Origin of the sequence: Halomonas sp. 1513 (assembly GCA_001971685.1) — a bacterium.
GTDB lineage: Bacteria > Pseudomonadota > Gammaproteobacteria > Pseudomonadales > Halomonadaceae > Franzmannia.
On sequence record CP019326.1, the window covers coordinates 3,341,356 to 3,355,793 of the forward strand.

Sequence of the window (14,438 nt, forward strand, 5' to 3'; positions counted from 1 at the left end):
GATTAAAGCGTCAGCCCGCAGGCGGCGATGACTCGCGCCAGCGCCTCCCGCTCGGCCGCGGGGCTGAACAGTGGTGCCCGCACCAGCACCTGCTGGCGGAGCCGGTCGACGAAGGCCGGTTCGGCCTCTGCTCGGCACAACAGGGCCCTCAGGGCCGCGGTGTCGGCCACCGGGAAGTAGCCGGCGTAGTCGTCGCCCAGCAGCCCGCGGTTTCCGGGGATATCGGAGGCCACCACCGGCAGGCCGGCCACGCAGGCCTCGCTGACCACATTGGCGCCCCCTTCCATGCGCGAGCTGATCACCATCAGCCGTGCCCGGGCCATCCACTGACGCACCCGCCAACGGGGCAGGTCGCCGAGCCAGCGGTAACGCGCATTGCAGGCCATCTCCTCGCGGGCGGCCTCGGCCCACTCCGGGCGGTGGGCGCCACCGAGTTGCACCACGCACAACCGCGACGTCGATGGCAGCTCGTGCACGGCCAGGGCCGCACGCAGCGAATCCTTCTCCTCGCGCAGGTGGCCGGCGACCAGCACCTCGAAACGGCGACGGATGGGTCCCGGGGCACGGGGCGGCAGTGGCAGGGCCGACTGGTGGACGACATGCAGGCGCGACAGGAAGCGCGGCGGCAGATCCTCGGCCAGGCAGTCATGCAGGCCGATCAAGGCATCGCTGGCGGCGAGGCTGTCGAGAAACGCCTCCGGGTCGCTGTGCTGGAAGCGGTAGACGTCGGTTCCGGTCAGCACCACCACCAGCGGGCATGCCGGAAAAGCGGCGCGACAGGCGCGAATGGCGGCGTGGCTGCGCACCGCATGCAGCGCCAGCACCAGGTCGGGAGGCTGGCCGTCCAGGCGGCAGCCATCGGCGTCCCCGTCGGATTGTGCAACGCGCACGCGACAGCCCAGGTCGTGCAGCAGCCCCGCCCAGCGGGTGGCCGTGGTCCGGTTGCCGGCATGAGAGCCTCGACGCGCCGGCGTGATCAGCGCTACCTTCAACACTATCTCGACTCCCTATCTCGACTACTTAGCTCGACTCCCTATCCTTGCTCCCTGAGCGCTCCACTCTCGACGAGGTCGGCATGCTCTCCACACCACTCAGCACACCGCCTACGCCACCCCGGCCCGCCGTCGAGCTGGCGGCGATGCTCACCGACGCGCGGACGCGCAGCCTGGCGCTGATGCAGGACACCCTGGAGGCCCGCGAACTCGGCCCGCGGCTGGCGATCGTCAATCCACCGCTGTGGGAGCTGGGCCACCTGGGCTACTTCCACGACCATTTCGCCCTGCGCGGCCTCTTTGGCCTGCCCGACTACCAGCTCGCCGATGCCGAGCGACTGTTCGATTCCAGCAGCATCGCCCATGACGACCGTTGGTCGCTACCGCTTCCGTCACGGGAGCAGACCCTGGCGTATCTGTCGCGGGTCCAGCAGGCCATGCTCGAACGCCTGCCCGACGGCGAGGCCAGCCCGGCCCAGAGCTATGTCTACCAGCTCACCACCCTGCACGAGGACATGCACGGCGAGGCCTTCCTCTACACCCGCCAGACCCTTGGCGACCCGGCCCCCGACCTGGGCACGCCACCGCCGGGGTTCGCCCCTGGCGAGCCCGCTGCCGGTGCGCTGCCCGGCGACGTCGCCATCCCCGGCGGCCGCCACCTGCTGGGCTCCGATGAAAGCGTTCCCTTCCGGTTCGACAATGAGAAGGCGCCCCTGGAAGTCCAAGTGGCGCCCTTCTCGATCGCCAAGGCGCCGGTGACCAACGCCGAGTTCGCCGCCTTCGTCGACGACGGCGGCTATGCACGACGAGAACTGTGGAGCGAGGCCGGCTGGCGCTGGTGCGAAAAACAGGGCCTGCGGGCACCCGTCTACTGGCGCAAGGGCGCCAACGGCCGCTGGGAGGAGCGACGCTTCGACCGCTGGTTGCCGCTGGCCCCCCATCAGCCGGTGGTGCATGTGAGCTGGTTCGAGGCCGAGGCCTGGTGTCGCTGGGCCGGTCGTCGCCTGCCCAGCGAAGCCGAATGGGAGGTTGCCGCCAGCCGCGAGCCAACACCCGACGGGGCCTCGCTCGCCCCCGGCAAGCGTCGCTTCCCCTGGGGCGACACGCCGCCGGATGCCCGGCTGGCCAATCTGGACGGCTGGCGCCTGGCGTCGCTGGACGTGGCGGCACTGCCCGACGGCGACAGCGCCTTCGGCTGCCGACAGATGCTGGGCAACGTCTGGGAGTGGACGGCCTCGCCCTTCGGCCCCTTCCCGGGCTTCGAGCCCGAGCTGTACCGCGACTACTCGGCGCCCTGGTTCAAGGAGGGCCGCTACGTGCTGCGCGGCGGGGCCTGGGCCACCCGGGGGCGGCTGATCCATAACGGCTACCGTAATTTCTTCACCCCGGAGCGCCAGGACATCCTGGCGGGGTTTCGTACCTGCGCGCTCTAAGAGGAGATAGCCCTGGGATTTTCGGTATCATGGCCCGTTCCGGTTACCCAGGCTCTATGCTCTAGAAGCCAAGATAATCTCGACTGGCCACTCCCCCACAAGGACGCCCTGACATGTTCCGACGCCTGCTGCCTGCTCTTGCGCTTGTCACACTCATCACGCCTTCCCTGGCCGCCGCCCAGACCCTGGTGTTCACCGCCATCCCCGACGAGGATGAGACACGCCTGCAGCAGCGCTTCCAGGCCGTCGCCGACTACCTCGCCGAGACGCTGGAGGTGGAGGTCCGCTTCATTCCGGTAACCTCCTATGCCGCCTCGGTCACCGCCTTTCGCAACAACCAGGTGCAGCTGGCCTGGTTCGGCGGCTTCACCGGCGTGCAGGCACGCCAGTTGGTGCCGGGCTCTCGCGCCATCGCGCAGGGCGTGGAGGACCCCGAGTACAAGAGCTACTTCATCGCCAACCAGCAGACCGGACTCGAACCGCACGGCGGCGACACCGCCCCCGAGGGCCTGCGCGACCTGACCTTCAGCTTCGGCTCCCAGAGCTCGACCTCCGGGCGGCTGATGCCGGAGTACTTCCTGCGCGAGCACCTCGGCGCCTCGCCCGACGAGCTGTTTACCCGGGTCGGCTTCAGCGGCAACCACAGCCGTACCATCTCGGTGGTGCAGTCCGGCGCCTACCAGGCCGGCGTGGTCAGCTACAAGGCGTGGGAGAACGAGCTCGAAGCGGGCAACATCGACCTCGACCGGGTTCAGGTGATCTGGGAGACGCCGCCCTACCCCGACTACCAGTGGACGGTGCGTGGCGACGTCGATGAGCGCTTCGGCGAGGGCTTCACCGAGCGCCTCCAGCAGGCCCTGCTCGACATGGATGACCCCGACCTGCTGGCCAGCTTTCCCCGCGCAGGCTTCATCCCTGCCGTGAACGACGACTACCGGGAAATCCTCGAGGTCGCGCAGTCCCTGGGGCTGCTCGACTGATGACCTTGCTGGCGCTGCAGGATGCCGTCGCCACCTATGGCGAGGTGCGCGTGCTCGGCCCACTGAGCCTGACGCTGGCACCCGGCGAACGCGTGGCGCTGGTGGGTCGCAGCGGTGCCGGCAAGTCGACGCTGCTGTCGGTGATGTATGACCGTTGGCGCGACCAGGGGGCCGCCCTGATGCCCCAGGACCTGGGTCTCGTGACGACACTCTCGGTATTCCACAATGTCTACATGGGCCGGCTCGACCGCCACCCCTGGTGGCGCAACCTGCTGACCCTGGTGCGCCCACGGCCAGCCGACGTGACGGAGATCGACACCCTGCTCGGCCGGCTCGGCCTGGACGACAAGCGCTGGACACCCTGCGGCGAACTCTCCGGCGGGCAACGCCAGCGCGTTGCCGCGGCGCGGGTCATCCATCAGGGCGGCGGCATGCTGCTCGCCGACGAGCCCGTCTCGGCACTCGACGGCCCGCTCTCCGAGGTGACCCTGACCGCGCTGACCGACGCCTACCCCACCGCGGTGCTGGCCATGCACGACGTGGACCTGGCACTGCGCTACTGCACCCGGGTGATCGGCATCCAGGATGGCGCCATCGCCATCGACCAGCCCAGCCAGCGCCTCTCCGCCACCGACCTGCTGCCGCTCTACTGATGCCGTTGACCGCCACGCGTCGCGTTACCCTGGGGCTGGTCCTGCTGGCGGCGGTGTGCCTGCTGTTCGGCGACTTCGAGATCAGCACCCACGACCCCTGGCACGCGCTGGGCCGCCTGTTCATGGGGCTGATCCAGCCCGACCTCTCGCGCGTCGACTTCCTCGGCGAGGCCCTGCTGCGAACCGTGGCCTTCGCCTTCGTCGGCGTGGGGCTCGGCTCGGCGGCGGGCATGCTGCTGGCCCTGCTCTTCCGGCATGTCTGGGTGCGCACCTTCTGCGCCTTTATCCGCGCCATCCACGAACTGTTCTGGGCGCTGATCTTCCTGCAGAGCTTCGGCCTGCACCCGATCACCGGGGTACTGGCCATCGCCATTCCCTACGCCGGCACCTTCGCCAAGGTCTATGCCGAGATCCTCGACGAGTGCGACCCACAGCCGGAACGCAGCCTGCCACAGCGCGCCGGGCGGCTATCGGCGCTGGTCTATACCCGCATCAGCCAGGCCTGGCCGCACCTGGTCAGCTATACCGCCTACCGCCTCGAGTGCGGCCTGCGCTCCAGCGCGGTGATCGGCTTCGTCGGCATGCCGACCCTGGGCTTTCACCTGGCAGGCGCCTTCGCCCAGGGCCACTACGGCACGGTGGGCGCACTGCTGCTGCTCTTCTACGCCCTGATCGCCAGCCTGCGGCTATGGGCGCGGCCACGGCTGCTGCCCCTCTACCTGGTGGCCTCCCCCTTCCTGCTGGGTACCGGGCTGCCGATCGTGTGGAGCAACGTCTCGCGCTTCTTCACCGAGGACATCGTGCCCGCCCCGCTGCGCAACGGCGAGGGCCTGGAGGGCCTGTGGCCCTGGTTCGGCGACCTCCTGCTCGGCCAGGCCCTGCCCGGCATCTGGCACACCCTGCTGCTGACCCAGATCGCCCTGGTACTCACCGGGGTGCTGGCGATGACGCTGTTCCCGCTGATCTCGCGCCACTTCACCGGGCGCCTGGGCGGCACCGCCGGTCATGTGCTGCTGGTGGTCATGCGTTCGACGCCGGAGTATCTGCTGGCCTTTATCCTGCTGCAGCTGTGGGGGCCCTCGATGCTGCCGGCGGTGGTCGCCCTGGCGCTGCACAACGGCGGCATCATCGGCCACCTGGTCGGACGCCGCAGCAACGAGATCCACCTGCGCCAGGACGCCCCGGGCGGCATCAACCGCTACGCCTACGAGGTGGCGCCGCGGGTCTACGGCCCCTTCCTGGCGCTGCTCTTCTACCGCTGGGAGATCATCATGCGCGAGACGGCGATACTCGGGATTCTCGGCATCGCCACCCTGGGTTTCTACGTCGACAGCGCCATCCAGGAGCTGCGCTTCGACCGCGCCATGCTGCTGATCCTGATCACCGCGCTGCTCAACATCGCGGTGGATATCCTCGCCCGCCGACTGCGCGCCCACCTGCGCCTTAGCCACACCGCCCGTAGCGAGCCGTAGCCGACTCGTCCCCGAAGGACAAACGCCCCCGCCGGGTGACCGGCGGGGGCGCTGTCGGATGATACCTTCCAGCAGGCGGGCGTTCAGTCCAGCAGGTCGGTCACCGCACCGCGCGAGGCCGAGCTCACCGTTTTGGCATACTTGGCCAGCACGCCGCGGGTGTAGCGTGGCGCCGGCTGCTGCCAGGCGCCGCGGCGCCGCGCCAGCTCCTCGTCGGAGATGTCGACGTCGATGGAGTTGGCCTCGGCGTCGATGGTGATGGTGTCGCCGTCCTCGACCAGCGCCAGCGGGCCGCCCTCGAAGGCCTCCGGCGAGACATGGCCGACCACGAAGCCGTGGCTGCCGCCGGAGAAGCGTCCGTCGGTGATCAGCGCCACCTGGCTGCCCAGGCCGCGGCCCATGATCGCCGAGGTCGGGGTGAGCATCTCGCGCATGCCGGGGCCGCCGCGGGGGCCTTCGTAGCGGATCACCACCACGTCACCGGCCACCACGCTGCCGTCGTTGATCCGCGCCTGGGCCTCCTCCTCGGAGCCGAACACCCGTGCACTGCCGGAGAAGCGCGTGCCCTCCTTGCCGGTGATCTTGGCCACCGCGCCCTGGGGCGCCAGGTTGCCGTAGAGGATGCGCAGGTGGCTCTCGGCCTTGAGCGGCGCCTCGAGCGGCGCGATGATCTTCTGCTCCACGGGATAAGGCGCCACCTCGGCGAGGTTCTCGGCCAGCGTCTTGCCGGTCACCGTCAGGCAGTCGCCGTGCAGCATGCCGGCATCCAGCAGCGTCTTCATCAGCGGCTGGATACCGCCGATCGCCACCAGCTCGCTCATCATGTAGTGGCCGCTGGGGCGCAGGTCGGCCAGTACCGGCACGCGCTTGCCGATCTCGGTAAAGTCCTCCAGCGACAGCTCGACACCGATGGTGCTGGCCATGGCGATCAGGTGCAGCACCGCATTGGTGGAGCCGCCCAGTGCGATCACCACGGTGATGGCATTCTCGAAGGCCTGGCGGGTCATGATGTCGGAGGGCTTGATGTCCTGGGCCAGCAGCTCCAGCACCGCGGCGCCAGCCGCCTCGCAGTCGGCAGCCTTGGCATGCGAGACCGCGTTCTGCGCCGAGCTGCCCGGCAGGCTCATGCCCAGCGCTTCGATGGCCGAGGCCATGGTGTTGGCGGTATACATGCCGCCGCAGGACCCCGGCCCGGGAATCGCCGTCTCCTCGATCTGCTTGAGCTCGATGAGGTCCAGATCGCCCCGCGAATGGGCGCCCATGGCCTCGAACACCGAAACGATGTCGGTGTGGCCCTCGCCGGGCAGGATGGTGCCGCCGTAGACGAACACGCTGGGCCGGTCGAGCCGCGCCAGGCCCATCAGGCAGCCCGGCATGTTCTTGTCGCAGCCACCGATGGCGACCAAGCCGTCGAAGCCCTCGCAGGCCGCGACCGTCTCGATGGAGTCGGCGATCACCTCCCGCGACACCAGCGAATACTTCATGCCCTCGGTGCCATTGGCGATACCGTCGGAGATGGTGATGGTATTGAAGATCACGCCCTTGCCGCCGGCCGCATCGGCGCCGTCGCTGGCGCGCCAGGCCAGGTCGTCGATATGGCTGTTGCAGGGCGTGAGGTTGCTCCAGGTCGAGGCGATGCCTACCTGAGGCTTGGTAAAGTCGCTGTCGGTGAAACCCACCGCGCGCAGCATGGCACGGCTGGCCGCCTTGCCTGGGCCATCCACTACCGGGGCGGAGTGACGGCGGCGGGAATCATTCGGCGTATCGCTCATGGGGCGCTCCTGACGGTTTCGATGCATTTTTTAGAGCATAAAGAGTGGCCCCCCTGAGCGCATCTGGCAACCGGCCAGACTGGCATCAGTCGAATCGGGCCCAGACCGCGTCGTGGAAGCCGCGCTCCTTGGCCACCGTGTCGCGGAAGCACTCGGCCATGGCGGCGAAAGCGGTCGCGTCGAGCTGCGCCGCTTGCTCATCGAGGCGCTGGCGCAGCCAGGCGACGAATTCCTGAAAGGCCGGGTTGTCGTGCAGATCGATCCACTCCCCCATCAAGGGGTGCAGTCCGTCCACGCGGGTCACCCGCAGCGCCCACTCGAGATAGATCCACTCGGTCACCACCAGCGCCGCCAGCAGCTCGGCGTAACTGCCGCTCAGGCCCGTATCGCGCAGCAGCCGCTGGAAGGCCTGGGTCTCGGGCAGGTAGTCGGGGGCCTGGCCGGCCACACCGAAGGTCTCGAAGGTGCGCTGGAAGGTGCTGTTCTCGTCGCTGGTCAGCATGCCCATGAACTGGCCCAGCACCACCCGGTCGTCCATGCCCGGGGCATGGCCGATGGCGTGGCCGATCAGCGCCGTGAAGGGGTCGACGAAGCCGTAGTCCTGCACCATATAGGCGGCGAAGTCGTCTCCCGCCAGCCGGCCCTCGGCCAGGGCGTCGAACAGCGGGTGGTCCACCGTGGCCGACCAGTCGGGCTCGCTGATCTCGCGCAGCCAGTCGCTGATGCGCGGGGCGCTGCGCGAGGCGGCCCAGTCGCGGTACTGCTCATAGGTGCTCATGATGCGCTCCTTGGCATGTCAGAGGAGAAGGCAGGGCGCCGCCAGGCGATCAGCAGGCTGACCAGGGTCGACGCCAGCAGCGCGCCGAGAAACGGCGCCAGAGTGGGAATGCTGTCGGGGAAGCTCGCCGCCAGCAGGCCGGCGCTGAGGCTGCCGGAGGTGATCCAGCCCGGCACCACGGCGCCGAGCATGCCGGCAACGCCACCGGCCACCGCCGCCAGCGGGCTCATCCGCCGCCACAGCCCCAGCAGCACCGGCACCACGATGGCGGCACACAGCAGGTCGGCGATCAGGAACAGGCGCAGCACCGAGTAGCCCTGCAGCGCCACCGCCACCACCGGTACCATCAGCGCCACCGTGGCCAGTCTTGCCCCACCAATCGACAGCCCCGGCTTGCCGGCATCCGCCACCACCAGCGAGGCGATGCCGTTCTGCAGGGTATCGACGCTTGATGCCACCAGGGTCACCGCCAGCACCAGCGCCGGCAGCGCCAGCCAGGCCGGCGCCTCGGCCAGCAGCGCGAAGAACGGGATCGGCGGCTCACCGAGAGCGATGCCGCTCATCGCCGCCAGCATGCCCAGGCCGCCGATCAGCATCACTACCACCACGCAGATGCCGGCACCCAGCCAGGCGCCCTGCCCCAGGGCGCGGTCGTCGCGAGCCGACCACACTCGCTGCCAGTAGCCCTGATGGAAGAGGTTGGCGGCGGTGACCGCGATCACCAGGGTCAGCGCCACCGACAACGAATTGCCCAGCGGCGCCGTCGGCAGGGCCGCCCCGGCCGGCATCTCCGGCAGGCGCCACAGCGCCACGCCGCTCACCAGCAGCAACAGCACCAGCAGCAGCCAGGCCTGCCAGCGGTCGGTGGCGAGGCTGGCGCGCAGCCCGCCCAGCGCGGTGTAGAGCAGGGTGACCAGCGCCACGCCGATCACCACCAGCGCCGGCGGCACGTCCGAGAGCAGCGCGGCAATCGCACCGATGGCGGTGAGCTCGGCGGCCAGGAAGCAGGCCATGTAGGCCACCGAGACCAGCGACACCCAGCGCCGCACGCCGACCCCGTAGCACGCCTCGGCGAACTCGCCGATGCTGCGCCCGCGCGGCAGGCGGCGGCGAATCGCCGGGCCATACAGCCCCAGCACGATGAACGGCAGCGACGAGCCAATGGCGTAGCCGGCCAGCGCCAGCGGGCCGACGAAAGCGCCGATTTCCGGCGGTGCGAAGAGAATCCAGGCGCCCATGCTCGAGGCCAGGAACGACAGCCCCAGGGTCTGGGCACCCTGGGAGTTGCGCGCGGTCACGTAGTCGTCGAGGGGGCCGTCGGCGCGGCGCGCACGCAGGCCAAGGTAGGCAAAGCACAGCAGCGCCGCGCCGAGCACGGCAGACGTCAGATAGGGCATGTCGCACTTCCTCCGCCGGTATGAACCGGATCAGGTTCCAGGGTCGGCGCATGGCCCTCTCAGCCCCCGCTGGTGCGGCGGGACTCCCCTGGCGACAGTGAATTGTGGGATATCCTTCGATGGAAAACCCGGCGCTAGCCGGGGCAATTATCATCGGCCGCCCATCGGGAGAAGTCAAAGTCGCCGCCCGCGGCTCAAGTCGACGCCCCTGATGGCCGATACTAATCTAATGGACGACTGACGCTGCCGCGCCTGCTGCTGCGACACCGACAACAAGACTACCGCCACCGAGACTGCCCGATGCCTTTCAAGGAAGCCAAGGAACACGCCCCAGGCCGCTTGCACGCGCTGTTCGCCGACCCCTACAGCGCCTTCGAAAATGACACCATGGAGCGACAGCTGCATCTGGTCGTGGCGCTCAAGATGCTGTTCGAAGCGCCGCTGCGTGCCGGCAGACTGAGGCTGCGGGTGATCCATGGCTGGGAAAACGGCAGCGCAGAGCCGCCGGAGTTGGCATACAGCGAGCATCGGATCGCCTCGCTGGCGGATGCCCGGGCGGTGGCCGAGCGCTATCATCGTGCCGTCGTGGAAGGCGATGTGCTGCCTTGCGATAGCGGTTCGCTGCTGGCCGAGCCGCTGGCTGACGCCATCGACCGCGCCGAGCGGCAGGGTCACGCCATCGACAGCGAGACACGCGCCAATCCCGCCCACTGGCCGGTATTCGAGCACGGCCTGTCACTGTATACCTTCTTCAAGGTCTACCACCGGCTGACCTATGGCGAAGACGACACCTACCGTGCCAGCCGCTGTGATACACCGGAAGGCGTGCGCGAGATTCACGAATTTCATCTCGAAGAGGGCGAGTTCGCCATCGTCACCCCGCCGACCGACGCCGACAGCGGCGACACCCTGCTGCTGCTCCATGAAAGCCAACTGGGCCCGGTGCTGGCGCTGATGGAGGAGTGCCTGGCCGCGGCGCGCAGGTGGGGCCTGGTCGGCTAGGTACCGCAGAAGGTGCGGAAGACCCGGGCACTAGGCGGTGCCGGCTGAGCGTAGTCGGCGTCAGCGGCACGCTCCTCGAAGGGGCTCGCCAGCACCTGCATCAGCCGCTCGAAGGGGGCGAAGTCGTCCTCGTCGATGGCCGCGGCCAGCGCCGCCTCGACGCGATGGTTGCGCGGGATATAGGCCGGATTGGCCAGCCGCATGCGCTGCGCGATCTCGCTGCCCTCGTCGCCTTCCCGCGCCAGGCGTCGACGCCAGTCGGCAAGCCAGGCCTGGATCGGCTCGGCGCGCTCGAACAGCGCCACCAGTGCCTGCTCCTCACCCTCGGCGGCATCGCATAGCCGCCGGAACGTCAGGGTAAAGTCGGCATGGCCCGCCTGCATCGCCTCGAGCAGTGCCTCGACCAGTTCACGATCCGCCGCGTCACTGCCGGCGGCCGACTCGCTCAGGCCTAGCTTGGCACGCATCACGTCAAGCCACTCTGCCTCATACGCGGCCGGATAGGCCTTGAGCACCTCGCTCGCCGCGTCGACCGCCCGCTGCTGGTCGTCATCGATCAGCGGCAGCAGGGTCTCGGCGAAGCGCGCCAGGTTCCACTGGGCAATCCACGGCTGATTGCGGTAGGCGTAACGCCCCCCCTCATCGATGGAGCTGAACACCGTGGCCGGATCATAGCGCTCCATGAAGGCGCAGGGGCCGTAGTCGATGGTTTCGCCGGAAATGGACGCGTTGTCGGTGTTCATCACCCCATGAATGAAGCCAAGTCCCATCCACCTGGCCACCAGCGCCGCCTGGCGCGCCTGCACCGCCTCGAACAGCGCCAGGTAGCGCGCCCCCGACGGCTCGATATCGGCAAGCGCGGGATAGTGGCGCTCGATGGCGTATTCCGCGAGCTGCTGCAGCGCCTCGCTGTCGTCACGCGCAGCGAAGTACTGGAAGGTACCGATACGCAGGTGGCTCGACGCCACGCGGGTCAGTACCGCGCCGGGTTCCGGTACACCGCGCACCACCCGCTCGCCGGTGGTCACCGCCGCCAGCGCCCGGGTGGTGGGCACGCCGAGTACCTGCATGGCCTCGCTGATCAGGTACTCGCGCAGCACCGGTCCCAGCGGCGCGCGACCGTCGCCGCCGCGCGAGAACGGCGTGCAGCCGGCGCCCTTGAGCTGGATATCGCGCAGCCGCCCGTCGCGGTCGGTGACCTCGCCGAGCAGCACCGCCCGGCCATCGCCCAGGCGCGGGTTGAAGTGGCCGAACTGGTGGCCGGCGTAGGCCTGGGCCAGCGGTGCCGCCCCGTCGGGCACGCGATTGCCGGCCAGCCACTCGGCGGCCTGCGCCGCGTCGAAGGTGCTCAGGTCGAAGCCGAGTGCGTCGGCCAGCGGCCGATTGAAGGCCACCAGCCGCGGCGCCTTGACCGGCACCGGTTCGAAGCGGGCATAGAAGCGTTCGGGGAAGTGTGCGTAGCGCAGGGTGAACTCGGGAAACATGACGGCTCCGGTCGCTGGCGAGAGGTATTGGCGCCTAAAGCCTGAGTATAACGCTCAGGAATGCAATGATCGACCGACATGCGTCGATCGTTTGGCCAGGACGATCAGCGCTCGACCGCCATAGTCAACTTCGGCGCATCTGAAAGCATTTGCCCCCCAAATCGGGGCAGATTGGACTTTTAGCCTTCAAGTGAGTAGGGTGAGGCTCCCTCGGATCGAACCTAACCACGACAATAGCGATCCCTGACCGGCCCGGCCTCCGGCCCAGGCCACCCTGGTCTTGCCTCCCTGCAGACTGGACCACCGGTGCTAGCGACACTGCGTCGCCCGCGCCATCAATAGAGATGACACCCATGTCGCGCCACTATGCCGATGAAGGCCGGTGCATGCCGCGCCGCCCGCCGCCTGACCGCCCCTCTGCGGGGTAATGCCTGACCCACGGCATCGTCTTGCCGTGCCCGATCGATAGCAGTGATTGCTGCGCCACGCTTGGCGCCAGCACGTTCGTGTCTGCGCGTCGGTCAACCACAGGCCGACTTCGAGCCTGAGCACCCCGCACCACCACCGCCATCGCGCCCGGTATGTCGACCCGATCGTCATGCCCTGGACGTATCCGTTCCACCCTCAGAGGGACTGCCCCTTGAACAGCGAATCGCTCTATCAATTTTCGACTCTGACCGTCATCTTGCTGCTGCTCGCCTTCTACGGCGGCACCTACCTGATGACGCTCGGCATCCGCAAGAAGAACGAGGACGCCGACGCCTTCATGGTCTCCAACCATCGCGTGGGCTTCGGCATGGGCGCTGCCAGCATGACCGCCACCTGGATCTGGGCCGCCTCCTTCTACGCCGCCGCCACCTCCGGCTATACCTACGGCGTCTCCGGGCCTATCCACTATGGCCTGTGGGGGGCACTGATGATCCTGTTCATCTACCCCTTCGGCCGGCGCTTTCGCAAGCTCGCCCCCAATGCCCACACCCTGGGCGAGCTGATCCACGCCCGCCACGGCTCCTCCAGCCAGCTGATCCTGGCGCTCTCCAACGTGCTGGGCAGCGTGATCAGCCTGATGGTCAACTTCACCGCCGCCGGCGCCCTGGTCTCGGTGCTCTCGCCGCTGTCGTTCCAGGCCGGGGTGATCATTGCCGGCTTCGGCGTGCTGCTCTATACCCTTTGGTCGGGGTTCCGCGCCTCGGTGATGACCGACTTCGCGCAGCTGGTGGCGCTGATGGCGATTGCCATCGTGATCATTCCCGCGGTGTTCTTCGCCATGGGCGGCCCCAGCGAACTGGTGGCAGGCCTGGACAACCTGACGGTCGAGCAGGCCAACCTGTTCTCGATGGATGCCATCCTCTACCAGGGCGCGCCCTTCTTCGTCGCCGTGCTGGCCTATGCCATCGGTAACCAGACGATTTCCCAGCGCCTGTTCGCGGTCAACGAGAGCCATATCAAACCGACCTTCATCACCGCGACCATCGGCTACGGTGCCATCGTCATCGGGCTGGGCATGATCGGCCTGATGGCGCTGACCCTGGGCGTCGAGCCGATGGGCGGCGACATGAACAACCTGATACCACAGATGGTCTCCGGCTACCTGCCGCCGCTGTTCATTGCGCTGTTCTTCATCCTGGTGATCGGCTCGCTCTCGTCTACCGCCGACTCCGATCTCTCGGCGCTGTCGGCGATCATGATGGCCGACGTCTACGGCAAGAACATCGCCCGCGGCAAGGCCGACCCCAAGCGCATGCTGCTGGTGGGCCGTGTGACCATGATCGTCGCCACCGCGGTGGGCATCGTGTTTGCCAGCTTCTCGCTGGATATCCTGGTGATGCTGGTGTTCGTCGGCGCGCTGTGGGGGGCCATCGTCTTCCCGGTCATCGCCAGCTGTTTCTGGAATCGGGTCACCAACCAGGCCTTCACCACCTCGGTGCTGGTGGCCATGGTGCTGTTCTGCCTGGCGCGCTTCGAGCTGCTGCCCATGAGCGGTGCCAGCGGCCTGTTCTTCGAGGTCCTGGCCAGCATCGGTGGCGGCGTGATCATCGGCCTGATGGTGTTCGGCTTCCTGGGCCGCATCGCCGGGTTCATCGCCGCGGCCCTGGCGCTGCTGGCGATGCTGGTGTTCGCCACCGACTTCCTGCGCGACTACACCGTACTGCTGGCCTCGCTGACCGCCTACGGCGCCAGCACCGTGGTCTGCGTGGTGATGAGCCTGCTGAGCCGTCAGGAAGACTTCGACTTCGCCACCATCGGCGAGCGGGTCGGCGACTACGACTCTCAACAGCCCAGCGTGCAGCCGGGCGGTGCCGCACCGGCCGGTCCGGCCGTCCAGCACTGATCATTCCCTTGAGCTCAACGCGATGCCGCCGGCCGGCATCGCCATAATGGAGAATCCAACATGACCGCACTCTATGGTTTCTACGTGCTGATCTGGCCTGCCATCACCCTGGGGGTGCTGGTGGTGATCTGCCGCGCGGTGCT

The 14,438-nt window shown here is 68.3% G+C and carries 11 protein-coding genes and 1 riboswitch; of the genes, 6 read left to right on the forward strand and 5 right to left on the reverse strand.

Annotation, left to right across the window (positions count from 1 at the left end; all coding sequences use genetic code 11):
- Positions 1 to 2: 2 nt before the first annotated feature.
- Positions 3 to 992: a glycosyl transferase family 1 gene (locus BWR19_15160; GenBank protein APX94171.1), complete on the reverse strand. Its 990-nt coding sequence runs from the start codon at positions 990 to 992 to the stop codon at positions 3 to 5.
- Positions 993 to 1,138: 146 nt separating this feature from the next.
- On the opposite strand from BWR19_15160, the gene BWR19_15165 reads away from it, so the two are divergent.
- The 4 genes from BWR19_15165 (at position 1,139) to BWR19_15180 (ending at position 5,530) form a co-directional block, all read left to right on the forward strand.
- The gene (locus tag BWR19_15165) at positions 1,139 to 2,425 is read left to right on the forward strand and encodes a hypothetical protein (GenBank protein ID APX94172.1); all 1,287 of its coding nucleotides are present in this window, start codon (positions 1,139 to 1,141) and stop codon (positions 2,423 to 2,425) included.
- Between the two features lie 113 nt (positions 2,426 to 2,538).
- Positions 2,539 to 3,405, forward strand: a complete 867-nt coding sequence (locus tag BWR19_15170; GenBank protein ID APX94173.1) for a putative selenate ABC transporter substrate-binding protein — start codon at positions 2,539 to 2,541, stop codon at positions 3,403 to 3,405.
- Positions 3,405 to 4,058 carry an ABC transporter gene (locus BWR19_15175; protein ID APX94174.1) on the forward strand — a complete coding sequence of 218 codons (654 nt, stop codon included), beginning with the start codon at positions 3,405 to 3,407 and terminating at the stop codon, positions 4,056 to 4,058. The genes BWR19_15170 and BWR19_15175 overlap by 1 nt, the downstream gene beginning before the upstream one ends.
- On the forward strand, positions 4,058 to 5,530 hold the full coding sequence (locus BWR19_15180) for an ABC transporter permease (GenBank protein ID APX94175.1): 1,473 nt from the start codon (positions 4,058 to 4,060) through the stop codon (positions 5,528 to 5,530). The genes BWR19_15175 and BWR19_15180 overlap by 1 nt, the downstream gene beginning before the upstream one ends.
- An 83-nt stretch (positions 5,531 to 5,613) precedes the next feature.
- On the opposite strand, the gene BWR19_15185 is transcribed toward BWR19_15180, so the two are convergent.
- From BWR19_15185 to BWR19_15195, 3 genes are all read right to left on the reverse strand, one after another.
- Positions 5,614 to 7,302, reverse strand: coding sequence for a dihydroxy-acid dehydratase (locus tag BWR19_15185; protein ID APX94176.1), 1,689 nt, complete (start codon positions 7,300 to 7,302; stop codon positions 5,614 to 5,616).
- Between the two features lie 85 nt (positions 7,303 to 7,387).
- Positions 7,388 to 8,080 (reverse strand): hypothetical protein, encoded by a 693-nt coding sequence (locus BWR19_15190; GenBank protein ID APX94177.1) that lies wholly within the window; start codon positions 8,078 to 8,080, stop codon positions 7,388 to 7,390.
- Positions 8,077 to 9,477, reverse strand: coding sequence for a sodium:solute symporter (locus BWR19_15195; protein ID APX94178.1), 1,401 nt, complete (start codon positions 9,475 to 9,477; stop codon positions 8,077 to 8,079). Before BWR19_15195 ends, BWR19_15190 begins: the two co-directional genes overlap by 4 nt.
- Positions 9,467 to 9,577: riboswitch (TPP riboswitch) on the reverse strand. Its footprint overlaps the gene before it by 11 nt.
- Before the next feature lie 200 nt (positions 9,578 to 9,777).
- Here BWR19_15195 and BWR19_15200 point away from each other — a divergent pair.
- Positions 9,778 to 10,479, forward strand: coding sequence for a hypothetical protein (locus BWR19_15200; protein ID APX94179.1), 702 nt, complete (start codon positions 9,778 to 9,780; stop codon positions 10,477 to 10,479).
- On the opposite strand, the gene BWR19_15205 is transcribed toward BWR19_15200, so the two are convergent.
- Positions 10,476 to 11,963 (reverse strand): hypothetical protein, encoded by a 1,488-nt coding sequence (locus BWR19_15205; GenBank protein ID APX94180.1) that lies wholly within the window; start codon positions 11,961 to 11,963, stop codon positions 10,476 to 10,478. The two genes, BWR19_15200 and BWR19_15205, sit on opposite strands and share 4 nt — an antisense overlap.
- Positions 11,964 to 12,603: 640 nt before the next feature.
- Here BWR19_15205 and BWR19_15210 point away from each other — a divergent pair.
- Positions 12,604 to 14,295 (forward strand): sodium:proline symporter, encoded by a 1,692-nt coding sequence (locus tag BWR19_15210; GenBank protein APX94181.1) that lies wholly within the window; start codon positions 12,604 to 12,606, stop codon positions 14,293 to 14,295.
- The last annotated feature ends 143 nt before the right edge of the window (positions 14,296 to 14,438 follow it).

Bases quoted from the DNA above. Each gene is read 5' to 3' on its own strand.
- BWR19_15180 (APX94175.1), top strand. From the start codon at position 4,058: ATGCCGTTGACCGCCACGCGTCGCGTTACCCTGGGGCTGGTCCTGCTG.
- BWR19_15175 (APX94174.1), top strand. From the start codon at position 3,405: ATGACCTTGCTGGCGCTGCAGGATGCCGTCGCCACCTATGGCGAGGTG.
- BWR19_15185 (APX94176.1), bottom strand. From the start codon at position 7,302: ATGAGCGATACGCCGAATGATTCCCGCCGCCGTCACTCCGCCCCGGTA.
- BWR19_15165 (APX94172.1), top strand. From the start codon at position 1,139: ATGCTCACCGACGCGCGGACGCGCAGCCTGGCGCTGATGCAGGACACC.
- BWR19_15205 (APX94180.1), bottom strand. From the start codon at position 11,963: ATGTTTCCCGAGTTCACCCTGCGCTACGCACACTTCCCCGAACGCTTC.
- BWR19_15170 (APX94173.1), top strand. From the start codon at position 2,539: ATGTTCCGACGCCTGCTGCCTGCTCTTGCGCTTGTCACACTCATCACG.
- BWR19_15190 (APX94177.1), bottom strand. From the start codon at position 8,080: ATGAGCACCTATGAGCAGTACCGCGACTGGGCCGCCTCGCGCAGCGCC.
- BWR19_15195 (APX94178.1), bottom strand. From the start codon at position 9,477: ATGCCCTATCTGACGTCTGCCGTGCTCGGCGCGGCGCTGCTGTGCTTT.
- BWR19_15200 (APX94179.1), top strand. From the start codon at position 9,778: ATGCCTTTCAAGGAAGCCAAGGAACACGCCCCAGGCCGCTTGCACGCG.